This is a genomic window from Pseudarthrobacter sp. N5, from assembly GCF_050157035.1.
GTDB lineage: Bacteria > Actinomycetota > Actinomycetes > Actinomycetales > Micrococcaceae > Arthrobacter.
Genome location: NZ_CP189593.1, coordinates 428717 through 454126 on the forward strand (window position 1 = coordinate 428717; position 25410 = coordinate 454126).

Sequence of the window (25410 nt, forward strand, 5' to 3'; positions counted from 1 at the left end):
TCCGCTTTCAGTCACCAAGAAGTATGCCATCAGCCTGGTAGCCGGTAGCCGGTGGCGCGAAGCTCCACCAAGCCGTCGTTGAGGAGGCCTGCAAGGGCGCGCTCAAGCTGTTCTGGCGCCGAATTCAGGCGGTGCAGGGCCGCCAGCGGCACCCCGATCCCCTCCGTCGGGAACCCCAGGTCCGCCGGTTCCCGCTGGAACAGTTCCGGGGCCACCGGCAGCTCTGCGAGCCGCAGCACCGCCATCACTGCCCCGCGGACTTGCCGGTCTGTGCCGTGCCAGGCCTGGCCCTTGGGAACGTACGACGGCGGCGGCTCGCCCGCCGCCAGCCACGCGCAGTCGGCGCGCACAGGGCAGTCGGCGCACTTGGGCGCCCGGGCCGTGCATAGCAGCGCCCCCAGTTCCATGACGGAAGCATTCCAGCGGACGGAACTGCCGGCGTCGTTCGGCAACAGCTCTGCGGCGAGCCGCATCTCGGCGGCCGTCAGCGAAGGTGAGGGCAGTGCGGTGCCGGAGACCAGGCGAGCGTGAACGCGCCGGATATTGGTGTCCACAACGGTCTCGCGGCGGCCAAAGGCGAAGGCGGCGACGGCCGCGGCGGTGTAGCTGCCCACACCGGGAAGCTCGAGCAGCTCCGCATACGTTCCGGGGACTTTGCCCCCGTGATTGAGTTCGATCGCGGCGGCGGCAGCGTGCAGGCGGAGTGCCCGGCGCGGATATCCCAGCCGCCCCCAGGCCCTCACGGCCTCGCCGGCGGTCACTTGTGCCAGATCCACCGGCAAGGGCCAGCGGCGGAGCCACTCTTCCCACACAGGCTGCACCCGGACCACAGGGGTCTGCTGCAGCATGATTTCACTGACCAGCACACCCCACGGCGAGCAGTCAGGGCGGCGCCACGGAAGGTCCCTGGCGGTCTTGGCGAACCAGGTCTCCAGGCTGCGGTGGATGGCAGCCAGCTCTGGTCCCTGGGGGCGGGCGTCCGGACTTTTACCCGGGGACGGGGCGGTGGGATCGGCTATTGCTTTGATCCAAACACTGTAGTGGATTCGCCATGAATGCCTGTAAACAGTGGGTGCCGTGGTGGTGCGTCCTAGGAGTCATCAGAGATGTTGTGCAACCTTTTCGACGATGAAGCCCGGATTCGACCGGGGTCGCCCTCCAGGTTTCCGGGTCCAGAACATCGTTCGCATCGTCGCCGATCAGCCACAACAGGCCGCGCCTACCTTGCTCGATCGATGAAACCAGGGCGCCTTGCCCTGGCAGATTCAACACAAAAGGGATGGTTGGCGATACCGGCGAGCGGGGTGTCTGACGTGCTGAAGTGCAGCAGCTCGTTTCCCGTGTATGAACTGGTGTCTCCGGTCTAGACTGGCCTCATCCGTCAGCGGACGTGGGCCATTCAGATGGGAGAGTCCAAGAGCGAGTATGCGATCAGACCACTCGGAGCTGCGACATGGGATGCCGTCGTCCATCTGGCGCAGAAGCACAACGGCGTAGGGGGCGGTTGCTGGTGCACCTGGTTCCATCCGGCGTGCGTCGAAAAGGGAAAGAGCCGCGAAGGTAACCGCGCCTACAAGGAGCGTCTGGTAGGTGAAGGGAACGCTCGCGCGGCATTGGTCTTCGACAGTGACGTCGCGGTGGCTTGGTGCGAATACGGTTCTCCGGGCGAGCTTCCGAACATTTATCATCTCAAGGAGTACGCCGCAGGACTCCAAATGGCCCCCGATTACCGCATCACGTGCTTCTTCGTTGACAGGGGTTACCGGCGCAAGGGCGTGGCAGCCGTAGTGCTTCGTGGTGCCCTGGACCTGATCGCAACGGCGGGCGGTGGTGTGGTGGAGGCGTATCCAAAGGACACGCTGGGCAAAAGGACCTCGGGTTCCTTCCAGTACAACGGCAGGCGCAGCCTCTTTGAGACGGCTGGATTCAGCTACGAGCGGTCCAAGGGAAGGAACCATTGCGTGATGCGCAGGACCGTTTTACAAAGCTAGGACACAGCCAGCCTTACAGTGCGGGGGCGCACGCAACTAGTATCATCGCGCGGATAGCGCGTCCAGCCGTTCGGTGACCAGCTCACCGCCGCAAAGGCATCGCACTGACCGTCTCTTGTCTCGGGTGGCTCTTGACAAAGCGGTTTGCCGTTATCGACCGTTTTCGGGCCGTGCCCAGAATAACTTCAACTCAGCTTGGACAGCCTGATGCACTCATCCCACAACCGCTTCCGTGCTTCCGGATCCGATCCCATTCCGGGCGTCGGCAGCTCCTTGCGCTTGGTCCAGAGCTTGCCGGAGACAGCAGTCGCCTCCCCTGACGTGGCGAGCCAGACGGCGGTGTCGGCGCCCTTCTCGGCGGACTTGCCGAACGTGTTCGTCATCCAGCGGAACGGGCCGCCGACGTCATGGAGTAGGGCCGTGTGCTTGACGAGGCCAGGGTGCACGGCGTTCACAACCACGCCCGTCCCGCGCAAGCGCTCGGCGAGCTCTTGGGTGAGGAGAACTCGGGCGAGCATCGTCGGGGGCGTCGAGCGCAGGAAGCTGTACTTGCCCTTGGCTGTCTGGAGGTCGTCGAAGTCGAGCTTGGTGGCAAACGGGCCATTCGAGTACATGGACGCGATGTTCACGATACGCGGGGCACTCAACGTGCCGGCGGGCATACCGGGGGCTACCTCTCCTGCGGCCGCGGCGCGTTTGAGCGCGTCCACGAGCAGGTTCGTGAGCAGGAAGTAGCCCATCACGTTGGTGGCGAACGTGAGCTCGAGCCCATCGGGGGTCACGTGGCGCTCCTTGCGGAACACGCCCGCGGAGTTGACGAGCACGTCGAGCTGGTCGTGGCGGGAAAGGAACTCGCGTGCCGCCGAGCGGATCGATGCTTGGAGCGAGAGGTCGCATGCAAGCGGCTCAAGCCTCGCGGTAGGGACAGCCGCGCGGATGTCGCGCATCGCGTTTTCCGCCCGAGCCTCTGAGCGTCCGACCACCACGACGGTCGCGCCTTCGCGTGCCAGCCCGGTCGCTATCGCTTTTCCGATGCCACCCGTCGCGCCTGTCACGAGCGCCACCCGTCCATCCATCGGCGGCATCGCTATTGCCTCCTGATGTTTATGCCGTACGACTGCGCGAGACCCGGGCCCACGTGGTCTCTGTTGTCGACGGCCCACGCGCTGACCATACGGTTTTCCTCGTCAGTCATTATGGCTCCCTAATATGGCGGCCCAAGCCGCGGACTTGGCAACATCACAGCACAAATCAGCCGGATTGGCGAGGGTTTCAGCCCACGGAGTGGTTGCGCCTGATGGGACGGGGTGCTTGGCTGGAGCCAGTGTCCCATGGTGAGCTGCCTTGATGGACTGCAACATCGACCGTTACCGGCATCCACATGAAAGCTCTGGCTCCCGGCCCCTGGTCAGAAGAAGTGCCCCTATCTCGTGAAAAGGTGGAGTAACAGGAGGACATATCCTCTCTGGCGAAGAGAGCCTGGTAGGGCCACCGCATCCTCTGCAAAGCAGCATCGCCAACCGAGTCGCGGCCCGATGTCTCAGGGCGTACGTCAACAATTGCCGGGACCTGCACCCGGTTAAGCCGCTTTCGCGTGCGGCAGCTCGTCAGTTGAGCTTGTCGAAACTATGACACTTAGTCTCCGGCATGTCGGCTTTCTACAGGGAGCCGTGCGGACTGGACTCGCCGTGAGCAAGTAGCCCAGATTCGCCGAGAACTAGACCCCCGTTATTGAGCACTCGTGCCAGACGCGGGCAACTGGGTAGAGGTCCAGCTACCGGTGCCGCGTTCGGTCCCCTAGATTTGGACTGATGGTCAACGAAGAGGAACTTGTCGGCGGTAACTCCAGCATCGTGACGCGGATCGGGGACACTGTGCGGAGAAACGCGGGTCCGTGGACACCAGCAGTGCATGCCTTCCTGAACGTGCTCCGAGCCAACGGCATCAACCAGGTGCCGGAGGCTCTGGGCATGGACGATCACGGTCGTGAAGTCCTCACATTCATGCCGGGAGACGTTGTGCAATATCCGCTTCCGGATTGGGTGTGGCATGCCTCGATCTTGCGTGACGCGGCAACACTTCTCCGGCGGATACACGAGGCGAGCCTCGAAGTTGTTCATAAACCTCTTGACTGGCAAATGCCAACTCGTGAACCGGTCGAGGTGGTGTGCCATAACGACTTTGCTCCATACAACATGACTTTCCGGAACGAGCGGTTTGCCGGGGTCTTCGATTTCGACGCGGCCTCGCCTGGGCCGAGGATATGGGACTTTGCCTATATGGCCTACCAGCTGGTACCGCTGGTGGAAGGGGCCAGCGTTATTGCACCCGCCGGGGCCAGCAGACTGTCTCGTCTCGACGCCCTGATTGAGGCTTACGGCCTTCCATTCTCGCGCCGGGACGTTTTCGAAACCCTCGCTACCAGACTTCACGAACTCGCTGTTTACTCCGACGGCCGGGCCGAGGCAACCGGACGCTCAGAGCTCAACGATCACGCAGCAATGTACCGCCGCGACAGCCGCAGAATGTCGGAGCTTACGAGCCAGGAAGGATCAGCATCCGGTGAGGTCGCCGCGGTAACCCCAACGGCCGAAGCGAGACCGGCTCAATATTGACCATTATTGATCCGGATGGGCCGCCGGTGTCTGTACAGCCCTGCATCAGACGGGGTTTACCCTTCCTTGTCAGGGCACCTATCCACAAGACATCTCCAGGCCTCCATGATGTCGATCCGTTCCTGGATCAGGCTGCCCGCGAGGCGCTCCCATGATGTTGGCGATGATTCTGCAGCTTTGCGGGGGAGCGTTATCTGGGTATCGATTAGCCAGGTTGAAATCGCGGCCTGGAGGCGGTCATGGGACAGGCTGACCGGCGTCGTGAGGAAGGTCCTAAATGCGGCAGCCATCACTTCCTCAAACCGGGACCGAGCCGGAGCCCGGCCGGTTCCTGATGCCGTGCAAGGTCAACGGCGAGACTGACCGCTTGTTTGGACAGGGTCTCCGAACGGTCGAAGATACCCAGGAGATCGATACCTTCGAGTTGGACGACTGCGGTCATGGCGTCAAACGTGATGGCGGACGATTCGGCAATAATGAATGTCCCTGCTCCGGGTCTCACACCCACCAGGCTTATGGCGCCAAGCGCACGGATGGCCTCCCGTGCTGTGGGTTCGCTGACGTCGTAGTAGGCGGCAAATTCCTTTTCGGAGGACTGCCGGGTTCCGCGCGGCAAGGCGCCGGAGAGGATTTTCGAACGCAGATCGTCGGGTGCCTGCTCCGCGGTGCCTGCACGTGATCGTTTGAAAGCCCCGCCCGGGAAATTATCGGTATCCATCTGGACTCCTATGGGCGCTTGGCGCCTAAACCGCGGTCAAACGATTGCTGGATATTCTATAGACCGGGCGCATCCGGTTGACCTTGGAGATTTTTCTGTTGCGGGTAACGATGCCCGCGATGCACAACCGTCTGAGTCCTATATTTAGTCTGAGATCTGCTCTGGCGCGCGCAGATGAACAAGACGAGAATGGGATCGTGCTCCCCCTACACCCTGGTGGGGACGGCAACGCGATGAACGCCGCCGCCCGAAAGATTCAGCGCATCTTTCTCACGTTGACGCTGGGCAATACCCTTGCGGCCTCGTTCATCTGGGGGATCAACACCCTCTTCCTATTGGATGCCGGACTGAGCAACCTTGAGGCTTTCGCCGCGAACGCCTTCTTCACGGCCGGCATGGTGCTGTTCGAGGTGCCCACCGGAGTGATCGCCGACGGGTGGGGCCGCCGCGTTTCATTGCTGCTCGGCACCGTGACACTGGCCGTATCGACCTACCTCTACTACCTGCTCTGGCAGCTTTCCGCCCCGTTCTGGTCCTGGGCGGTGGTGTCGGTCTTGCTCGGCCTGGGCTTCACCTTCTTCTCGGGCGCGGTCGAGGCATGGCTCGTCGACGCGTTGCGCTTCTCAGGGTATGAAGGCGGGCTGGAGACGGTGCTGGGGCGGGGACAGATGGTGTCGGGCGTCGCGATGCTCGTCGGCTCGGTTGCCGGCGGTGTGATCGCGCAGGCCACCAATCTGGGCGTGCCGTTTCTGCTGCGCGTGGGCGTGCTGTTGGCCATGTTCGTCGTGGCCTTTTGGCTCATGCGCGATGTCGGTTTCACCCCCGAACGCTCAACCCGTCCTCTCCAGGCGACCCGTGCCGTGCTCACTACCTCGATCGAGAACGGATTGAAGAATCCACCGGTACGTTATGTGATGCTGGCCGCGCCGTTCAGCGCCGGCGTCGGGATTTATGTGTTTTACGCCCTGCAGCCGTTCCTGCTGGAGCTCTTCGGCGACCGGCGCGCCTACTCCGTCGCGGGTCTGGCGGCGGCAATCGTGGCCGGAGCACAGGTGCTCGGCGGTTGGATGGCGCCCCATATCCGGCGTCTCGTTCGCAAACGAACGACGGTGCTGATTGTGAGTAGCATCGTGAGCGCACTGATTCTTGTCGCCCTCGGGTTTGCCCAAGTGTTCTGGGTGGCCCTGGTGCTGTTGGCGCTCTGGGCTCTGGTCTCCTCGGCGGGCACCCCCGTGCGGCAGGCCTACCTGAACGACATGATCGCCTCGAAGCAGCGTGCAACAGTGCTTAGCTTCGACTCACTCATGGGGTCAAGCGGTGGCGTGGTGGTGCAGCCGCTGCTTGGTCGGGCGGCCGATGTGTATGGCTACCCTGCTTCGCTGGCGATCGGCGGTGTGGTCGAGTTGATCGCGGTGCCGTTCCTGCTCGCGAGTCGTCAGCAGCGGGCACAGGCCGACCAGGCCAGCGCCTCGACCAGCACGTCGAACGCGGAATCCCAGCCGTCGTAGTTCTTGCGACCCGGTTGACCCGCTCCAAGACGTGGAAACTGCACCGGACGTCGTGCTTGTGGGTCGACAACACCCACGAGGCGCTGAGACCGTACGCTGTGTGCATGCGGCAGAAACTGGAGTTCGTGCTCGTTCGCGGGTTGTGGCATCAGCCGGCGCACTTCGACCGCGTGGCGGCGGATCTGCTCGGGCAGGGCGTCGCTGTCTGTGTTCCTCATTTGCACCGCGGCTCTCTCGAGGCCGACACCTCAGTGGTGCAGGACGCGCTGGCCGGATGCCCGATGGCTCCGGTTGTCGTGGGTCATTCCTACGGGGGATCGGTGGTCACCGGCCTTGACCGGGTCAGTCACCTCATCTACGTTGCAGCATTCGTGCCGGCGGCCGGTGAAGCGGTGCGCTCCTGGGATGCGCCCGGGCACTGGTGAATGAAGCGGTGCGGCACAACGAGGACGGGACGAACGGCATTCAGCGAGAGCGGGCTCGGGAGGTTTTGTACATCGATTGCACCGAAGCCGAGAGCGACGGCTGCGGGGTTGCTCGTGTGGCAGCAGCCCGGTCATGGCCGTAGGGGACCGGACCGCATCGCCCGGGAGAGTGTCGAGAGCACCCATCTCGGATGCGAGGAGGATAAAGCGGTCGGCCCCGACCTCCAGGAACTCATGGCTAGCCGTTGTACCAATATTGTCAGCCTGGCTTCGAGTCATTCACCGTTCATCAGCCGATCCCGGCAGCTCGCCGAGCTGATCCTAGGGATCTAGAGTTCGCGAGCCAGCCCGGCCGGTCAGGTCCCACGGGAACTTCCATCTCGCCCTGTGTGCAGAGGACTTCGAACATTCCATGCAGACGACTTCGAAAAGTGACACCCCGGCTAGAAGCACTGTGGTTTCGAGTTCAGAGACATGCTCCGTTCTGCCGGGCAGAGCAGGTCAGCTATTTTCCTGAGCTGTTTCGGGCGGAAGGGTTTGGTCAGGTAGGCGGCCGCGCCGGACGCCATGCCCGCTATCTCGTCGTCGCGCTCGGCACGGGCCGTGATAAAGAGCATCGGGGCATCTGTCAACGGCCGGATCCGGCGGGCCACCTCGTGGCCATCGAGGTCAGGGAGCCCCAGATCCAGAGTCACCAGCGCAGGATTCAAGCTCCCGGCGGCCTCGACTCCCTCCGCGCCCGTCGCGACGGCATGCACGTCGAACCCCGTCTGGGTCAGAATGATGCTGATCAAGCCCCGGATGTCCTGGTCGTCTTCGATAACCAGGCAAACGCCTCGTGAACTCATGGCACCCCCCGATGCTGGATGTGCCCAAGTCTATGCCCGAAACCGCACCCTAACGTCCGTTGAGGCCCCCAACCTCACGCAGCGCTTTTGAGGCCCTTCGCATTTAAGCGTGGTCTGCTTGATTCGGTAGGGGCAGTGGCCGCCGGCTGCGAGTAGGCATCTGCTTCTGTAGTTGGTGAAGTTGCGGACGCTGCGGGCGATCCTGCGGGTGGTTTCGAGGACGCGGTTGATGGCTTCGGTGGGTCCGTTGAAGGCGACGTTGGTGCCGAAATATACCAGGATGGCTGCTTTCCAGGCCCGCAGGGTCCGTCCGGCCGGGCGGTGCGACTTCCGGGATCGGGCAGGACGGGAAGGATGTGATCACTTCCGTCACGAGTTCCCGGCCGCGGCCTGGGTCGGCGTGGTAGATCGTGCGGAGCTTGTAGTAGCACTGCCAGGCGAGGGTGACCTCGTGGCCCGGGTAGCCGGCGGTGAGCTTGCGTCCAGCCTGGTCGCTTGTTTCTCTGTGAGGTGTTCGGCGATGAAGATCTCGGCGACGGTGGTGCTGAAGCCCGGGATGCTCACGAGGAGCTCCCGGGCTAGGCGAAAGGGTTCCATCGCAGCCTCGATCCGGGCGCTGAGGTCATCCATGTCATTGGTGTGGGTGTCGATCCGGCGCAGATGCAGGGCGGTCATGTAGCGGTGGTGGCCGCTGAACCGGCCGGTGAGGGCGTCGGCGAACTCGGGGATCTTGGAGCGCATCCGCCCGCGGGCCGGCTCCGCCATGGCCTGAGGTTAGGTCTGCCCGTCGATCAGGGCCTGGAGCATCAGCCGCCCGGAGACCCCGGTGATGTCCGAGGCCACCGAGGAGTGTTTGATGCAGGCGTCTGACAGGAGCTGCTCCAGGCGCTGGATCTTGCGGGTCCGTTCGCGGGTGATGATGGTCCGGGCGCGGGTCAGGTCCCGCAGTTCACGGATCGGCGGCGGGGCACGAACGAGGCCCATACCAGCCCGTGGGCGCCCAGATCGGCCAGCCAGGCCGCGCCGAGACATCGGGTTTGCGGCCCGGGACGTTCCGGGCATCCCGGGCGGTGACGAGCATGATGTTCAGCCCGTCGTCTTCGAGCAGGTAATAGGAGGGGCACCAGTAGTCGCCGGTGGCCTCCATGACCACAGGGTCCACGTGTTCGCGGAGTAGATGGTCCTTCAGCTCCAGGATCTGCCCGGTCAGCGCACCCCAGGTGGTGACCGTCGATATGGCGGACCGGCTGCTCGACGGCAACAATCCACGGGCCCGCGGACAAAAAGCTGTGCCCTCCACCACCAAACCAGCCCACAGGCTCACCGGCACCATTGACGCGTCGGGGTCGACCGAAACGTACTCACTAAGTCTGCTCCGGCAATCCCGGACAGCGTCAGATACCCACGGCAACAGGCGACGCGGAGACATATTTTCCGCCCTACGGCTGAGCGAAGCGCAGCTGAGGAACTTGCCTCTCGTTCCTCGGGCGTGCGGGACAGGAATTTCCCACAGGCGCTCGTTCCTCGCTGATTTCCTCCGCGGAATTCCCGTCCGTTCCCTTTTGGCTAGACCGGCTTTCATCGGCCAGGGCTCCGCAATTACGCCAAGGCGCAGCGCCCTGGCCCGGCGCCCCGTGACTCAGGCCAGGGTGCTGAAGTTTTCGGCTCTGTTCTTCCTGCCCTGGACAATGACCTGGTCGTCGTCATACAGGACGGTCTGGGCTGTGGTGTGCTCCCAGATTCCGCCTGGGCGCTTGACGGCAACGATGGTGATGCCGTACTTGTCCCTGAGGCCAAGCACGCCCAGTGGCCGGTCGCGGGCTTCTGCGGGCGGCCGGGTGCGGATCATCACGAAATCGTCCTCGAATTCGACGTAATCCATGATTGATCCGCGGACCAGATGGGCCACACGCTTTCCCATGTCGTGTTCGGGCCGGATGACGTGCTCCACACCGAGCTGGCCGAGGATTTCGGCGTGGGGTTCACTGATTGCCTTGGCCCAGATCTGCGGCCGTTTGAAGGTCAGCAGGCGGGAGGTGGTCAGGATGCTGGCTTCGATGTCAGTTCCGATGCCGACTACTGCCCGGTCAAATTCGTGTACTGAGAGCTGGCGCAGGACTTCCTCTTTGGTGGAATCGGCGCGGACTACGTGCGTGAGCCTGCCATTGAAGGACTGCACGGTCTCTTCGTTGTTGTCGATACCCAGTACTTCCGTTCCCTGAGCCTCCAGTTCCAGGGCCAGGGCGCCGCCGAAGCGGCCCAGGCCGATGACCACCACTGAGTCAGCCTGCGCGACGCGGTCCGTGCGGAAGGAGAAAATGTTCCTAGCCAATGAGGGGCCTTTCCTTAGGGTATTCATACAGCACGGGCCGATGCCTCAGCGCGAGGGCGGTTCCCAAGGTCACGGGTCCCAGACGCCCGATCAGCATCAGCAGGATGAGCACAATCTGGCCTGCAGGCGGCATCCCGGCGGTGATCCCTGTTGAGAGGCCCACCGTAGCGAAGGCCGAGATGACCTCGAAAAGGATCTGTTCCTGCCCGAAGTCACTGATCAGCATCAGGAATATCGTGGATCCGACCACCAGGGCGATGGCGAGAAGGACCACGGCGATGGCCTGCCTGTGGACGGCACGGGAGAGCCGCTTGCCGAAGATGTTGACTGCGGTTCCGCCACGGAGTTCCGTGGACAAGATAAAAAACAGCACGGCGAAGGTGGTGATTTTCAGTCCACCGGCGGTGCCCGCAGGGCCGCCTCCGATGAACATCAGGATGTCCATGCCCATCCATGATTCTGGCTGCATCTGCCCGATGTCGATGCTGTTGAACCCGGCGGTGCGCGTGATGACGGACTGGAAGAATCCCGCCAGGATCCGATCCCCCGGGTTGAGCCTGCCCAGTGTGGCTGGATTGGACCATTCAACCGCCGTGATGAAGACCGTGCCTGCGGCAAGCAACACAGCGCTTCCGGCGAGGACAAGTTTGGTGTTCATGCTCCAGTGGATGGGCCGGCGGTACTGGCGCCTCAGTTCGAACAGAACCGGAAAGCCAAGCCCGCCGATAATCACCGCCGCGGCGATGGGAAGGCACACCCAGGGGTCAGCGACGAAGCCCATGAGGTTATCGGAGTAGAGGGCAAATCCGGCATTGTTAAACGAGGAAATCGAATGGAAAACGCCCTGCCACAGCGCTTCCCCGGGAGGGTAGCCGTAACCGGCCATAAAACGCAGCATCAGCACCAGAGCCAGCACCACCTCCACAAGCAGGGTGATAGTAAGCACCCCTACAAGCACCCGCCGGACATCACCGAAACCCGCGCTCTTAGTTTCAGCCGCAGCTGAGAGCCGGGATTTCAGGCCCAGCTTCCGGGCTGTGAGCACACCGAGCAATGTGCCGAAGGACATCACCCCGAACCCGCCGATCTGGATCAATGCCAGAATGACGACTTGACCGAACCTGCTCCAGAACACCGGGGTGTCCACAGTAATGAGGCCGGTGACACACACTGCGGATGTAGCAGTGAACAGGGCCTCAAGCAGCGATGCGCCACCTGGCCCCGGGGTCGCGACCGGCAGCATTAGGAGTCCGGTTCCGGCAGCCACGGCCCCGGCGAATCCCAGGACAATCACTTGTGCCGGGTGCCTCGGTGCGGCGATCAGCAGGAGCGTTGAAAGGGTTCCGCGAAGAGTACGCAAGGCGAGCGTAAGCCGTCCCCCCGGCGATGCGGATGTGCGCTTCGCTGGGGAGGCATCGACTGGCATACGCGTCACGCTACCATCCGGGCCCGACGAATGAATCGCCCGGACATGATGCGGTGGAACATCAGGCAACCGGAGGTCCGCAGGGGTAGCCTTGGTTGCCTCCGCGGCCTTTCTCGCATCATTTGCCATACATACCCCCTAGGGGTATGTTGGTGGAGTTGGCGGCCGGAATGCTTGCCTTTGCCGGCGTCGTCCTGTCACCGGCGGCGGCGCAGCAGGCAGCAACAGCAGGAAAGGTAGGGATCTGATGCAGCAACTGACCCGTCCGGCCAAGCCCTGCCTCCGCGTGCTGCTGCTGACCCTGATCGGCACGGCCGCTATCCTCACCGGGATGCTGGGCATGCACGTCCTGGCAGGAGGCCATGCCGGACACCATGCTCCCATAGCCAATGCATCGGCGCCGGCACACCACGATGCCGGCCACCTCGTCGTCAGCGGTGACGCGCCCGGCAGCGGTGACGCGCCCGTCCACGCTGCGGCCTACCACGGGGCCACACTCGTCCACGGGTCCAGCACGGATTTCCCCGGCACGGACTCCTTTGCTCCGGCCTCCTCTGGCACAGAAGGCAGCTGTGAACGGTCGCCCGGCTGCCCTGAGGCCGGCAACACACCATCGTGCATTCCCGGCCCTGTGACGGGTACGGGCGTGGCGGTGCCACCGGACACGCTGACGGTCACCGGTACCTGGAACACCGCCGACGCCGGCCGGCAGATTCTTCGGACCGGGCTGGCACCGGCGACCCCGTCCCTGAGAGAGCTATCCATCAGCCGCACGTAAACCGGCAGACCCGCCCAACGGCCCCGGCGATCACGCCGTGGCCTCCGATGCACCTCGGTGCACCGGAACCGGTCTGCACACCACTGTGCCCTGACGAAAGCCAACCATGAAGAAAACACTTGTACTGACCGGCGGACTGCTCGCCGCCGCCCTGACCCTGTCCGGCTGCGCCGGAGGATCCTCCACCGACCCCATGCCCGGCATGAACCACGGAACCTCCGGCAGCTCAATACCCGGTTCCCCAGCCGCGTCAGCGGACATGTTCAACGACGCGGACGCGACGTTTGCCCAGATGATGATCCCGCACCACACGCAGGCCGTGGAGATGTCTGACATCATGCTGCAAAAAACCGACATCGATTCCCGGATCACCGCCCTGGCCACACAAATTAAGGCCGCCCAGGCCCCGGAGATTAAGAGCCTGAGTGGCTGGCTTACCAGCTGGGGACAACCGCAGACGATGTCGGGTTCAGGGCACGGCATGGACGGGATGATGTCCGCCGATGACCTGTCCAGACTGAAGCAGGTCACCGGAACCCAGGCATCGCGGCTGTTCCTGACCCAGATGATCGCCCACCACCAGGGCGCCGTCGCGATGGCAGGAACTGAGGTCACCGGCGGCAAGTACCCCGACGCCGTAGCCATGGCCAAGGCCATTGTGACGTCCCAGAACAAGGAAATCGAGGAAATGAACGGGCTTTTGGCCACACTCTGACCGGACAGCCCCGCGCCGGACGGCTCGGCGCCGGACGGCTCGGCGCCGGACGGCCCGGCGCCGGACGGCCCGTCGCTGGCCCCGTGCGCTAGCGGTGCGCCGCCGCTGAGGGATATCCGCAGCGGCGGTGCACCGCCCAGTCATTATCGTTCTCCACCCCAGACCTCCAGGAGTCACCAGTGCCCACCACCATGCCACCGCTGAGCCGGGCTGCAGCCGCTGTTCTCACCGCGGCCATTGCCCTGACAGGTGCTGCCTGCAGCCCCGCCCAGAACAACGGCGTCCCCAGCACCGTGAAGCCCGGCCAACCGGCGGCGCACGCCCACGGAATCGTTGTTTCCCAGGACGGCGGCACAGTCCTGGTCGCCACCCATGACGGCCTCTTCGACTACAACCGCAACACCCCCGAACGCATTGGCGCAGCCAACGATCTCATGGGATTCGCAGCAACAGCCGAAGCAGGTGTCTACTACGCTTCCGGCCACCCGGGCACGGACTCACCCCTGCCCAATCCCCTGGGACTGCTCCGCACCACTGACGGCGGCAAAACCTGGGAGATGCTCTCCAACCAGAGGCAATCGGACTTCCATGCCCTGGCAGCCACACGTTCAGGCATTGTCGCCTTTGACGGGGACCTCAAAACCAGTTCCGACACCAAGACCTGGACGGTGCAGCCGACCAGCATCAAGCCGGCCGTGCTGGCGGGCAACCCCGGCACCGACACCGTTTTGGCCACTACACCCGGGGGACTCTACCGCTCAGCCGACGCCGGCCGCACCTGGGCCGTCGTCACCACCGCACCGGTCCTGCAGTTCGCCGCCTTCGCCACCGGCACGGCCGCCGCCGGAATCACACGCTCCGGTGAGGTCCACGTAAGCAACGACGCCGGCCTGAGCTGGACCAAGACCGGCACCGTCACCGGCCAGGTCCAGGCGATGACTGCGACGCCAGCCGGGGGTGAATACCTGTCGGTCTGGGCTGCCACGGGCGAAGGGCTGCTCGTCTCGCACACATCAGGCGCGGACTTCGCACCCTACAAGCGAAGCAACTGACGCCATCCCGCAGGCTGGCACAGTCTTCGCCGCCGCCTGCTGGGCGAAGACATGGTGGCCGAACTGACCACCGGCACCCGTACCGATCTCGACGGCGCTGTGAAACGGCATGCGCTGAGCCGCTGGCATCGATGGGCCGGGCCGCGGAGCCACGGGCATGGTGCGTTCCCGACCGGCGTGGTGGGACGTCAGAAGCCCGGCCATTCTCTAGCCTAGAAGAATGGGCAGGCAAGGCAATTCAACATCCGGCGAAAACAGGGCTCCGGCTAAAAAAGCACCAATCAACAGGGCCCCATCCAATAAGGCCTCGGCGAAGTCCGGTGCCCGCGCCGTCCGCCAGCCGGTCAGCGCCGTCTTTCGCCGCCGTCGGCTGCTGGTAGGGGGAGCCGTGCTAATGGTGCTGGCCATGGCCCTGGGCGGTTTTGCCGTGGCAACAGGCGCGTTCAGCGGCGGATCCGAGCAGGCCTCCTCCACGGAAAGCGGTCCGCAGCCGCAGCCCGGCGGTACTACTGGAACGGCACCAGCCCCTGCGCCCACCAGTACCCCAGCTGCCACGCCCACGTGTGATCAGAACCTGGTGACCGTGTCCGCCTCCACGGACAAGGCAGCATACGGTGCCGATGAAAAGCCGCTGCTCAGCCTGAAGGTCACCAACGGCGGCCAACTTCCTTGCGACGTGAACATCGGCACGTCCCAAATGGAATTCCTGGTGACCAGTGGTTCCGACCGGATCTTCTCGTCGGGGGACTGCCAGGCCAAGAGCGAGGACCTGGTGAAGACCATCCAGCCCGGCAAGAGTGAAAGCGCCAACTTCCCTTGGCCCCGGAACCGGACGGTGGAGGGCTGCCAAGCTATTGGGGCGAAGCCCGGTGCCGGCGGGGCGTACTACGTCTTCGTTGCCAAGCTGGGAAGCAAGTCAAGCCCCAAGGCCGTCTTCCAGCTCAGCTGACGCCGCCCGGGCCTGACGCTTCCGGGCCTGACGCCGCCGGGGGGTCTATTGCTTGGGTCAGAGGAAACGATCCAGCAGGCTGGCTTCCGCCATGCGGCTCAGGCCTTCACGGACTGTGCGGGCGCGCTGATCACCGATTCCATCCACGGTCATGAGGTCATCAATGGTGGCTGCCATAAGGTGCTGCAGGCCGCCGAAGTGGTCCACCAGCCGGTCGGCAACGGCCTTCGGTACTGCCTTAAGCCCGGAGAGCAGGCGGTAGCCGCGGGGCTGGACCACGGCGTCGAGCGTATCCACGCCGCCCGCGAAGCCGATGATTCCGGCTATTCTGCCCAGATCGATCAGCTCCGTGGGGCCGAGGTTCACCAGTGCATTGACGGCGCCGTCAATGTCATCAGCCGAGGCGTCAGGCCCGGCGTAATCGCGGATGATGACGTCGCTTCCCGGGCCACGCCCCACAGTGAGCTCGTCGAGCTGGAGTGAGAGGAGCCGCCCGTCTTCGCCGAGTTCAAGGACGTACTGCGAGATTTCCTCTGAGATCCGCCGGACCATCTCATGGCGCTGCAGAGTCACCGCGACATCCCGGACGGTCACCATGGCCTCGATCTCCAGGGCGGACAGGGAACTGGTGACTTGGTCCAGGCGCGAGCGGTAGCGTTCCAGAGTGGCCAGTGCCTGGTTTGCGCGGGCAAGGACCTTTTCCGACCCCTCCAGCACATGGCGGAGCCCGTTCACGTAAAGGGCGATGATCTGCATGGACTGGCTCACCGAGATCACGGGGACGCCGGTCTGGATGGCCACACGTTCCGCCGTGCGGTGCCGGGTGCCCGATTCCTGGGTTTCGATGCTTGAATCCGGGACGAGCTGGACTGCCGCGCGAAGGATGTTTCCGGCGTCTTTGTCGCAGATGATGGCGCCGTCCATCTTGGCAAGTTCCCGCAGGCGCGTGGGTGAAAAATCAATACCGATATCGAACCCGCCCGAGCAGATGGAGTCGATGGTCCTGTCCGAGCCCAGCACGATCAGCGCGCCGGTCCGTCCGCGGAGAATGCGTTCCAGGCCGTCCCGGAGGGGCGTTCCTGGAGCCACTCTGCCCAGAGTCGCCTTCAGCGACTCTTCAGGGCTCCGAGCCATAGATATTCCCTTCAAAGGTGCAGACTGCCGCCTGCAGGTATGCCGGTTTTCACTGTTCACCGGCATGATCAAAAGTACTCGTTTTACCGCAAGCTCAATGATAGAGGTAAAGCGGGCATTAACCGCACGGTCAAGCCTTAAAGTGCCCCTTTTCGAGAGCATCCGAAGGGCCGCCGAGAGCGTCCGACGGCGGGCGGCCAGGGGGCACTTTCTGCCCTCCCTCTGCCAGCCACCGGCCCCTGCGATAAACTTGGAGCCTTGGCTGCCGCGCCCCGCCGCTGCCCGGCATCCCGTCCAGGACCCAGATCAGTCCCAGTCCGCAGCGAAAGTAGCACCGTGTCTCAAGAAGTCCACAGCCCCGCCCGAGTCCACGAGATTCACAAGCAGGCGGCCCGGCGGCGGACGTTCGCGGTCATCTCGCACCCCGACGCCGGTAAATCCACCCTCACCGAAGCGCTGGCCCTGCACGCCAAGGTAATCGGCACGGCCGGCGCTTCCAGCGGCAAGGCCAACCGCAAGGAGACGGTCTCGGACTGGATGCAGATGGAAAAGGACCGTGGCATCTCCATCAGCTCGGCCGCCCTCCAGTTCTCCTACCGGGACACCGTCATCAACCTCCTGGACACTCCCGGCCACGCGGACTTCTCGGAGGACACCTACCGTGTGCTCGCCGCCGTGGACTGCGCAGTGATGCTGGTGGACGCCGCCAAGGGCCTGGAAACCCAGACCATGAAGCTCTTCGAGGTCTGCAAGCAGCGCAACCTGCCCATTATCACGGTGATCAACAAGTGGGACCGCCCGGGCCTCGACGCCCTGGCACTGATGGACGAGATCACAGAGCGCACCGGCCTGCTGCCCATGCCGCTGACCTGGGCTGTGGGCATCTCCGGCGACTTCCGTGGTGTCTGGGACCTGCGCAATGACCGCTTTGCCCAGTTCCAGCGCAATAACTCGGGGGCCAACATCGCCCTGACGGAGTACTTCACTCCGGCGGAAGCCTCTGTGGGACAAGGCGATAACTGGACCAACGCCGTGGACGAAGCCGGACTGGTGATCGAATCCAACCTTGAGTTCGACGTCGAGAGCTTCCACTCCGGCAAGGCCACCCCCATCCTCTTCAGCTCCGCCGCCCTGAACTTCGGTGTGAAGGAAATCCTGGATGCACTAGTGGACTTCGCGCCGCCGGCGGCGCCCCGCCCCGACGTCGACGGCAGTCCGCGCGCCGTTGACGCACCCTTCGCGGGCTTCGTCTTCAAGGTCCAGGCCGGCATGAACAAGGCACACCGGGACCACGTTGCCTTCATCCGCGTCTGCTCAGGCGTTTTTGAGCGCGGCATGGTGGTGACGCAGACGCGGACCGGCAAGTCCTTCGCCACCAAGTACGCCCAGCAGGTGTTCGGCCGCGAACGTGAGGTCATTGACGAGGCCTACCCGGGCGACGTGGTGGGCCTGGTCAACGCGTCCTCGCTCCGGGTGGGAGACAGCCTGTTCATCGACAAGCCGGTGGAGTTCCCCGCAATTCCGCTCTTCGCTCCGGAACACTTCCAGGTGGCCCGGTCCAAGGACCCGAGCCGCTTCAAACAGTTCCGCCGCGGGATCGAACAGCTGGAGCACGAGGGCGTTATCCAGGTGCTTCGCTCGGATGTCCGCGGTGACCAGGCGCCGGTGCTTGCGGCCGTCGGTCCAATGCAGTTTGAAGTGGTGGAGGACCGCATGGCGCACGATTTCGGCGCACCCATGCGGTTGGAACGCCTGCAGTATTCAATGGCCAGGATTTCGACGGCGGAGGCCATGCCTACGCTGGCCAACGTGCCGGGCGCTGAGGTGCTGCTGCGGTCCGACGGCGAATACCTGGCACTGTTCAACGACGTCTGGGCGCTGCGGCGGATCGAAAAGAACCACCCGGACCTGACGCTGGTGCCGATCGGGACGCACAACCCGGCGAAGTAGACAGCCGGCCGTCACCCGATCACCCGATCAGCAGACTCAGCGCTTCCGTCAGGTGCTCCACCTCGCGCACTGAGAAACCAGCCGGGACCGGCCCGGGCCCGTTGTGGCTGGCAGGAACCACGGCATGCGTGAAGCCCAGCCGGTGCGCCTCCTGGATCCGCTGGTTAATCCCGGGAACGGGACGGACTTCCCCGGCCAGGCCCACTTCGCCGAAGGCTATGAGCCTCTGTGGCAGCGGCTTCCTGGCTTTCGCGGACGCCACGGCCAGGGCCACCGCCAGGTCAGTGGCGGGCTCGCTGAGCTTCACGCCGCCCACCGTGGCCACGTACGAATCGTCCTTGTGCAGCAGGCAGCCCGCCCGTTGCTGCAGTACGGCCAGCAGCATGGCCACGCGTGAACTATCCAGTCCGCTGGTAGCCCGGCGCGGCTGCGAATTGGGACTCTCAGCCAACAGGGACTGCACTTCCGCCAGCAACGGCCGGCGGCCCTCCATGGTCACAGTGATGCACGTGCCGGACACGGGTTCCTTGGTGCGGCTGACGAAGAGTCCGCTGGGATCACTCAGGCCAACAATGCCGTCCTCGTTCAGGTCAAAGCACCCCACATCATCTGTGGGCCCGTACCGGTTTTTCACGGCGCGCAGCAGGCGGAGCCGGGAATGGCGTTCGCCCTCAAACTGGCACACCACATCCACGAGGTGCTCAAGGAGCCGCGGCCCGGCAATGGAACCGTCCTTGGTCACGTGCCCCACCAGCAGGGTGGTCATGTTGCGGCGCTTGGCCGAGGCAATGATGGACGCGGCCACTTCACGCACCTGTGAGACGCCGCCGGCGCTGCCGTCCACGTCTGCGCTGCTCAGGGTCTGGACCGAATCCACAATCAGCAGGCGCGGCTCCAGCTTCTCCACCTGGCCCAGCGCCTGGCCGAGATCGGTTTCCGCAGACAGATAGAGGGAATCGGCGACGGCGTCGATCCGCTCGGCGCGGAGCTTCACCTGCGCAGCGGATTCCTCACCCGTGATGTAGAGGACATCCTGGGCCGTGCGGGCGAATTTGGCCGCAACATCCAGCAGCAGCGTGGACTTGCCGACCCCGGGCTCGCCGGCGAGCAGGATGACGGCGCCCGGGACAAGTCCGCCGCCCAGTACGCGGTCCAGCTCGTCCACGCCGGTGGGCAGAAAAGCCGCTGTGGTGGCGTCCACCTCAGCGATCCGGCGGGCCGGCTCCAGAACCGTGGTGGCCGCCGTCGTGCGCGCAACAGCGGCGCCGGTCTCCTCAACGGTGCCCCACGCCTGGCACTCGCCGCAGCGGCCCACCCACTTGACCGCGGTCCAGCCGCATTCGGCGCATTTATAGGCCGGCGCTTTGGAGGCGCGGGAAGTCTTGGTAGCCATGGTTTCCACCCTAAGGGTCACCGCTGACATTAAGCCGCCGACATTAACAGGAGGCGCTAGAGATCCGGCAGGATGTCGCGGGCTTCCCTGGAATCCATCCCTGCAGCCTCGAGCAGATCAACCATCAGCGGGCGGAACAGCATCACCACGGTCTCACCCTCCAGCCGCTGCACATCAAGCAGCCTCGGGTGCAGCCGTCCGGCAATCTCGCCCAGCTCCAGCCGCGCGGTCCGCAGGTGGGTGCGCCGGACGCCATCGTGCACTTCGGCAAGCCCCAGCGAAAGTTCATCAATGGCATCGGCCGTTTCGCGCAGGACTTCGGCGATGTTCTCCGTCGCTTCGTCCGACAGCGCCGCATGATTAATGGCACTGGTCAGCCGGCGCGCGAAAACACGGCTGTTGCGCAACGCGAGATCGATGAAGTCCAGGGACTGTTCCAGCCGGTCCAGCTCGTCCCGGTGCCGCCGGTACGCAGGCGCCAGGGTGGCCACCTCACCCGAGGCCCGCAAGCTCTGGCGCATGGCATCCACCAGAGGCTGGCAGTTCCGGCCGCGCACCAGCGCATGCCACGCCTGCGTTGAATCACTGTAGGTCATGGCAGACGCGCACTCGCGCAGGACCTCCGCCAGCTCATGCAGCAGTTTCTTGACGTCCTGGCGCGGCTCCCGCCGGGGGTCCTTGGGCACCAGAATCGTGACCAGCAGCGCGAACACCCCGCCCACCACGGCGTCCAGGCTGCGGGTGAACGGCCCGCCGTCCGGCGCCGGCAACAGCACCACCAGAAGGGACTGCAGCCCCAGCTGGGTGGTGAAGATGGTGCCGCTGTCCAGGAAGCGGGCCAGCAGAATGGAGAAAAGAAGGACGACGGCGGCCTGCCAGATACCGGCACCGAGCCAGTGGAGCAGCAGATCACCCACCACAATGCCGATGGTGCAGCCCAGGCCCACCTCCACCACCCGGCGCAGGCGCGGATCGCGGGAGAACCCGAGCGCAATAAGGGATGAGGTGGCCGCGAACAGGGGTCCGGAATGCCCCAGCACGTACTGAGCGAAGGCGTAGGCCCCCACAGCGCAGGCTGTCATCTGGATGGCCGGGACCAGCGAATTGCGGCTTCGGACAACACCGGTGCGGATCCGTCCGCGCAGAAATCGTCTGCTTGCGGAAAATCCAGTTGCGGCTGCCATGGCCCCAGTCTATTTGCCGCCGGCCAGGCCGCCGGCCAGGGCGCCGGCCAGGCCGCCGGACGCCGCCCTCTTCACTACGACTGTGACGCAGCTAACGCAATGGCAACCGGCACATGTAAGGCAATGTCCCGCCGTCGTTAATCCCCTGTTCACTTTGGACCGCATTTCCCGTTACCTGCGGCCCATAACTTTAGTGGAGGTACAGAACGTACGCATCTGCGTGCCAGGGCGTCTCCGGCCCGGCCGCAACTGAAAATCCCGGAAGAGGTACATCTAGTGAAGGCACTCCGCTTCGGCCGCCACGCGGCTATCGCTGTCATCGCAGCTGGCGCACTCGCGCTTACCGCCTGCGGTTCAGACAACGCCACGGGCACCACGCCTGCCGGCAACCAGTCCTCCGCAGCCACCAAGGCCACCGGCACGCTCACGGGCATCGGCGCGTCCTCCACCGGCGCTGCCATGGACGCCTGGAAAGCCGGCTTCGCCTCCGCAAACCAGGGCGCCACGGTGCAGTACTCCCCGGACGGTTCCGGCGCAGGCCGCAAGGCCATCATCGACGGCTCGGCCCAGTTCGCCGGCTCGGATGCCTACCTCAAGGATGAAGAGCTGGCCAGCTCCAAGGCCAAGTGCGGCCCCGAGGGCGCCATCAACATCCCCGTCTACATTTCCCCGATCGCCATCGCCTTCAACGTCCCTGATGTCAAGGAACTGAAGCTTGACGCCGCAACAGCCGCCAAGATCTTCCGCGGTCAGATCGCCAAGTGGAACGACGCCGCAATTGTGGCCCTGAACCCGGACGCGAAGCTGCCGGACCTGAAGGTAACGCCCGTGAACCGCTCTGACGATTCCGGCACCACCACCAACTTCACCGAATACCTGGCTGCCGCCGCTCCCGAGGTCTGGACCGACAAGGCTGCCGGCATCTGGCCCGCATCCCTGCAGGGCGAGAACGCCAAGGGCACTTCCGGTGTGGTCAAGACTGTCACGGACACCCCCGGTGCTGTGACCTACGCCGATGACTCCGCCGTCGGCGGCAAGCTGGGCACCGCCCAGATCAAGGTCGGCACCGAATTCGTCAAGATCTCCGCCGACGCAGCAGCCAAGGCAGTCGAAGCCGGCAAGGCCGTTGACGGACGCTCCGCCACCGACGTTGCCATCAAGCTGGACCGCAAGACCACCGCATCCGGGGCCTACCCGGTAGTCCTGGTGTCCTACCACGTGGTCTGCACCACCTATGACAAGCAGGAAACCGTTGACCTGGTCAAGGCTTTCGAGAAGTATGTAGTATCCGACGCCGGCCAGAAGGCCGCCGCTGACGCGGCAAAATCTGCCCCGCTGTCCAAGACCCTGCAGGAAAAGGCCGCCAAGGCCATCGACTCCATCAAGGTCAAGTCCTAGTCTCTGAGCTATTGCCGGGTTCCCCGCTCCGCCGGAAGGCAGGGCGGGGAACTCGGCCGTGTTCGTCCATTGTTGAAACCCCAGCAACAGCACAATCGAAGGGTCCGGAATGACCAGCAACTCCCTGACAAGTTCCAGGGGCGCAGGCCGCGCCGGCGATAGAATCTTTTCGGGGGCCACCCTGGGCGCAGGGATCCTGATCCTGGCTGTGCTCTTCGGTGTTGCCCTCTTCCTGGTAGTCCAGGCAATCCCCGCGCTGACGGCCTCCCCGGACCGGATCCAGGGCGGCAACGGCTTCTTCGCCTATATCTGGCCGATCGTGATCGGCACGCTGATCGCGGCCATCATCGCCCTGGTGATCGCCACCCCGGTGGCAATCGGCGTCGCCCTTTTCATCTCGCACTACGCCCCGCGCAAGCTGGCGTCGGGCCTGGGCTACGTGGTTGACCTCCTCGCCGCCATCCCGTCCGTGGTCTACGGTGCCTGGGGTGCTGCCTTCCTGGCCAAGGAGATCTCGCCGGCCTACAACTGGCTGGCAGGGAACATGGGCTGGCTGCCGATCTTCCAGGGCCCGGCCTCGGCCACCGGCAAAACGATCCTGACCGCGGGAATCGTACTGTCCGTGATGGTCCTGCCCATCATCACCTCACTGACCCGCGAAATCTTCCTGCAGACCCCCAAGCTGCATGAGGAAGCCGCACTCGCCCTGGGCGCCACGCGCTGGGAAATGATCAAGATGGCCGTGCTGCCGTTCGCCCGCCCCGGCATTATCAGCGCCATCATGCTTGGCCTGGGACGTGCGCTGGGTGAGACCATGGCCGTGGCGCTGGTGCTCTCCTCAGGAGCCCTGACGGCCAGCCTGATCCAGTCCGGCAACCAGACCATCGCCGCGGAAATCGCGCTCAACTTCCCTGAGGCCAGCGGCCTGAAGGTCAGCACACTGATCGCCGCCGGACTCGTCCTGTTTGTTATCACCCTGGGCGTCAACATGATTGCCCGCTGGATCATCACCCGGCACAAAGAATTCTCGGGAGCCAACTAATGACCTCCACCCTGACACCGGTGCGCAAGCGCTCCGCGCTCACCAAGGGCCAGTTGCCCAAATACGCCCCGTATGTGGTGCTGGCGGTGGCGCTGATCATCGGTGCGGCCATCCTGGCACTGATCGGTTTCAACGCCTTTGGCTGGGGCATTGTCTCCGCCATCCTCTTCGCCGTTGGCCTGGTCGGTTGGAGCGCCGCAGTTGAAGGTTCACGCAAAGCCAAGGACAAGCTGGCCACCTGCCTGGTGGTGGGGTCCTTCCTGACAGCCTTGCTGCCGCTGATCTCCGTGATCTGGACCGTTCTGGTCAACGGACTGCCCGGAATCATTGCCCCAGGCTTCCTGGGCAATTCCATGAACGGCGTCACCGGTGTTTTCGACAACAAGGCTGTTGAGGAAGGCGCACCGGTCCTCGGCGGCATTTACCACGCGCTGATAGGCACCATCCAGATCACGCTGCTGGCCACCGTCATTTCCGTGCCCGTGGGCCTCCTGACGTCTATCTACCTTGTGGAATACGGCAACGACGGCAGGCTTGCCCGCGCCATCACCTTCTTTGTGGATGTCATGACCGGCATCCCGTCGATTGTGGCCGGCCTGTTCGCCGCGGCTTTCTTCTTCGCCATTGTGGGGCCCGGCACCAAAACAGGTGCGGTGGCCGCCGTCGCGCTTTCGGTGCTGATGATCCCGGTGGTGGTCCGCTCCAGCGAGGAAATGCTCAAGATCGTCCCGAACGAACTCCGCGAAGCCGCCTATGCCTTGGGCGTCCGCAAATGGCGGACCATCCTGAAGGTGGTTATCCCGACGGCGATCTCCGGTATCGCTTCCGGCGTCACCCTGGCCATTGCGCGGGTGATCGGCGAGACTGCACCTATTCTGGTCACCGCCGGTTTTGCCACCACCATCAACAACAACGTGTTCGGCGGCTGGATGGCCTCCCTGCCCACGTTCATCTACACCCAGATCCTGAACCCCACTTCGCCGTCCAATCCGGATCCGTCCTCACAGCGGGCGTGGGGCGCTGCCCTGGTGCTCATCATCCTGGTGATGCTCCTGAACCTGGGTGCGCGGCTGATCGCCAACCTTTTCGCGCCCAAGAACGGACGCTAACCTTGAATCATTACCTCCAGCATGTGAAGGAACACCATGTCTAAGCGCATCGACGTCAAGGACTTGAACGTCTACTATGGCAACTTCCTGGCCGTTGAAGACGTCAACATCAACATCGAAGCCAAGTCGGTCACGGCCTTCATCGGCCCCTCCGGCTGCGGCAAGTCCACCTTCCTGCGCACCCTGAACCGGATGCATGAGGTCCTGCCCGGCGCCCGCGTTGAAGGCGAAGTGCTGCTCGACGGCGACAACCTCTATGGCCCCGGCGTTGACCCGGTGACTGTGCGCTCGCAGATCGGCATGGTGTTCCAGCGCCCCAACCCGTTCCCCACCATGTCCATCCGGGACAACGTCCTGGCCGGCGTGAAACTGAACAGCCAGAAGATTTCCAAGGGCGAGGCCGATACGCTCGTGGAACGCTCGCTGAAGGGTGCCAACCTGTGGAATGAGGTCAAGGACCGGCTGGAGAAGCCCGGATCCGGGCTCTCCGGCGGCCAGCAGCAGCGCCTCTGCATTGCGCGTGCCATCGCCGTGGAACCCCAGGTCATCCTGATGGACGAGCCATGCTCGGCACTGGACCCGATCTCCACCCTGGCCGTCGAGGACCTCATCAATGAGCTCAAGGACCAGTACACGGTGGTGATCGTGACCCACAACATGCAGCAGGCCGCGCGTGTGTCCGACAAAACCGCGTTCTTCAACATTGCGGGCACCGGCAAGCCGGGCAAGCTGATCGAGTTTGCCGAAACCAGCACCATCTTCAACAACCCCGCGAAGAAGGCAACGGAAGACTACGTCTCCGGCCGCTTCGGGTAGTCCCCGGATTCCAGGAATTGCTGGAGC

22 protein-coding genes and 2 pseudogenes are annotated in these 25410 nt (G+C 64.2%); 13 read left to right on the forward strand and 11 right to left on the reverse strand.

Features of this window, described 5'->3' with window-relative positions; all coding sequences use genetic code 11:
• Positions 1-29: 29 nt before the first annotated feature.
• Positions 30-866 (reverse strand): A/G-specific adenine glycosylase, encoded by an 837-nt coding sequence (locus tag ACQCST_RS02135; RefSeq protein WP_426997727.1) that lies wholly within the window; start codon positions 864-866, stop codon positions 30-32.
• A gap of 537 nt (positions 867-1403) precedes the next feature.
• Between ACQCST_RS02135 and ACQCST_RS02140 the strand changes: the two genes are divergently transcribed.
• On the forward strand, positions 1404-1991 hold the full coding sequence (locus tag ACQCST_RS02140) for a GNAT family N-acetyltransferase (RefSeq protein ID WP_426997728.1): 588 nt from the start codon (positions 1404-1406) through the stop codon (positions 1989-1991).
• Positions 1992-2176: 185 nt separating this feature from the next.
• Here ACQCST_RS02140 and ACQCST_RS02145 read toward each other — a convergent pair whose 3' ends face one another.
• Entirely contained in the window at positions 2177-3076 is a 900-nt protein-coding gene (locus tag ACQCST_RS02145; RefSeq protein WP_426997729.1) for an SDR family NAD(P)-dependent oxidoreductase, read from the reverse strand.
• Positions 3077-3802: 726 nt separating this feature from the next.
• Here ACQCST_RS02145 and ACQCST_RS02150 point away from each other — a divergent pair.
• Positions 3803-4606 carry a phosphotransferase gene (locus ACQCST_RS02150; protein WP_426997730.1) on the forward strand — a complete coding sequence of 268 codons (804 nt, stop codon included), beginning with the start codon at positions 3803-3805 and terminating at the stop codon, positions 4604-4606.
• 289 nt (positions 4607-4895) lie between these two features.
• Here ACQCST_RS02150 and ACQCST_RS02155 read toward each other — a convergent pair whose 3' ends face one another.
• A complete protein-coding gene (locus tag ACQCST_RS02155) occupies positions 4896-5324 on the reverse strand; it encodes a FadR/GntR family transcriptional regulator (protein ID WP_426997731.1) in 429 nt (142 codons plus the stop codon).
• Positions 5325-5557: 233 nt separating this feature from the next.
• Here ACQCST_RS02155 and ACQCST_RS02160 point away from each other — a divergent pair, with 233 nt between their 5' ends.
• Entirely contained in the window at positions 5558-6832 is a 1275-nt protein-coding gene (locus ACQCST_RS02160; protein WP_426999052.1) for an MFS transporter, read from the forward strand.
• A gap of 104 nt (positions 6833-6936) precedes the next feature.
• Positions 6937-7257 (forward strand): hypothetical protein, encoded by a 321-nt coding sequence (locus tag ACQCST_RS02165; protein ID WP_426997732.1) that lies wholly within the window; start codon positions 6937-6939, stop codon positions 7255-7257.
• A 443-nt stretch (positions 7258-7700) separates the two neighbouring features.
• Here the strand turns inward: ACQCST_RS02165 and ACQCST_RS02170 are convergent, their stop codons facing one another.
• The 5 genes and pseudogenes from ACQCST_RS02170 to ACQCST_RS02190 form a co-directional block, all read right to left on the reverse strand.
• Positions 7701-8105, reverse strand: coding sequence for a response regulator transcription factor (locus ACQCST_RS02170; RefSeq protein ID WP_426997733.1), 405 nt, complete (start codon positions 8103-8105; stop codon positions 7701-7703).
• A gap of 30 nt (positions 8106-8135) precedes the next feature.
• Positions 8136-8411: pseudogene (locus tag ACQCST_RS02175) on the reverse strand (transposase); the annotation flags it as partial.
• Between the two features lie 203 nt (positions 8412-8614).
• A pseudogene (locus ACQCST_RS02180) lies at positions 8615-9351 on the reverse strand (IS110 family transposase); the annotation flags it as partial.
• A 393-nt stretch (positions 9352-9744) separates the two neighbouring features.
• The gene (locus ACQCST_RS02185; RefSeq protein ID WP_426997734.1) at positions 9745-10437 is read right to left on the reverse strand and encodes a potassium channel family protein; all 693 of its coding nucleotides are present in this window, start codon (positions 10435-10437) and stop codon (positions 9745-9747) included.
• Positions 10430-11863, reverse strand: coding sequence for a TrkH family potassium uptake protein (locus tag ACQCST_RS02190; RefSeq protein ID WP_426997735.1), 1434 nt, complete (start codon positions 11861-11863; stop codon positions 10430-10432). The genes ACQCST_RS02185 and ACQCST_RS02190 overlap by 8 nt, the downstream gene beginning before the upstream one ends.
• Before the next feature lie 247 nt (positions 11864-12110).
• Here ACQCST_RS02190 and ACQCST_RS02195 point away from each other — a divergent pair, with 247 nt between their 5' ends.
• The 4 genes from ACQCST_RS02195 to ACQCST_RS02210 all read left to right on the forward strand — a co-directional run bounded on the left by ACQCST_RS02195 (position 12111) and on the right by ACQCST_RS02210 (position 15357).
• Complete coding sequence (locus ACQCST_RS02195; protein ID WP_426997736.1) at positions 12111-12641, forward strand: hypothetical protein; 531 nt, start codon at positions 12111-12113, stop codon at positions 12639-12641.
• Positions 12642-12747: 106 nt separating this feature from the next.
• Positions 12748-13356: a DUF305 domain-containing protein gene (locus ACQCST_RS02200; RefSeq protein ID WP_426997737.1), complete on the forward strand. Its 609-nt coding sequence runs from the start codon at positions 12748-12750 to the stop codon at positions 13354-13356.
• 179 nt (positions 13357-13535) lie between these two features.
• A complete protein-coding gene (locus ACQCST_RS02205; RefSeq protein ID WP_426997738.1) occupies positions 13536-14408 on the forward strand; it encodes a F510_1955 family glycosylhydrolase in 873 nt (290 codons plus the stop codon).
• Between the two features lie 220 nt (positions 14409-14628).
• The gene (locus tag ACQCST_RS02210; RefSeq protein WP_426997739.1) at positions 14629-15357 is read left to right on the forward strand and encodes a hypothetical protein; all 729 of its coding nucleotides are present in this window, start codon (positions 14629-14631) and stop codon (positions 15355-15357) included.
• 57 nt (positions 15358-15414) lie between these two features.
• Here the strand turns inward: ACQCST_RS02210 and disA are convergent, their stop codons facing one another.
• On the reverse strand, positions 15415-16491 hold the full coding sequence (gene disA, locus ACQCST_RS02215; RefSeq protein WP_426997740.1) for a DNA integrity scanning diadenylate cyclase DisA: 1077 nt from the start codon (positions 16489-16491) through the stop codon (positions 15415-15417).
• A gap of 336 nt (positions 16492-16827) precedes the next feature.
• Here disA and ACQCST_RS02220 point away from each other — a divergent pair, with 336 nt between their 5' ends.
• Entirely contained in the window at positions 16828-18441 is a 1614-nt protein-coding gene (locus ACQCST_RS02220) for a peptide chain release factor 3 (protein ID WP_426997741.1), read from the forward strand.
• A 19-nt stretch (positions 18442-18460) separates the two neighbouring features.
• Here the strand turns inward: ACQCST_RS02220 and radA are convergent, their stop codons facing one another.
• Positions 18461-19834: a DNA repair protein RadA gene (gene radA, locus ACQCST_RS02225; RefSeq protein ID WP_426997742.1), complete on the reverse strand. Its 1374-nt coding sequence runs from the start codon at positions 19832-19834 to the stop codon at positions 18461-18463.
• Positions 19835-19890: 56 nt separating this feature from the next.
• The gene (locus ACQCST_RS02230; protein ID WP_426997743.1) at positions 19891-21018 is read right to left on the reverse strand and encodes an FUSC family protein; all 1128 of its coding nucleotides are present in this window, start codon (positions 21016-21018) and stop codon (positions 19891-19893) included.
• A 276-nt stretch (positions 21019-21294) separates the two neighbouring features.
• On the opposite strand from ACQCST_RS02230, the gene pstS reads away from it, so the two are divergent.
• From pstS to pstB, 4 genes are all read left to right on the forward strand, one after another.
• Positions 21295-22416 carry a phosphate ABC transporter substrate-binding protein PstS gene (pstS, locus tag ACQCST_RS02235; RefSeq protein ID WP_426997744.1) on the forward strand — a complete coding sequence of 374 codons (1122 nt, stop codon included), beginning with the start codon at positions 21295-21297 and terminating at the stop codon, positions 22414-22416.
• Positions 22417-22525: 109 nt separating this feature from the next.
• Positions 22526-23458 (forward strand): phosphate ABC transporter permease subunit PstC, encoded by a 933-nt coding sequence (gene pstC, locus ACQCST_RS02240; RefSeq protein ID WP_426997745.1) that lies wholly within the window; start codon positions 22526-22528, stop codon positions 23456-23458.
• Complete coding sequence (pstA, locus tag ACQCST_RS02245) at positions 23458-24567, forward strand: phosphate ABC transporter permease PstA (protein WP_426997746.1); 1110 nt, start codon at positions 23458-23460, stop codon at positions 24565-24567. Before pstC ends, pstA begins: the two co-directional genes overlap by 1 nt.
• Positions 24568-24603: 36 nt before the next feature.
• Positions 24604-25383 (forward strand): phosphate ABC transporter ATP-binding protein PstB, encoded by a 780-nt coding sequence (gene pstB, locus ACQCST_RS02250; RefSeq protein WP_426997747.1) that lies wholly within the window; start codon positions 24604-24606, stop codon positions 25381-25383.
• Positions 25384-25410: the final 27 nt, after the last annotated feature.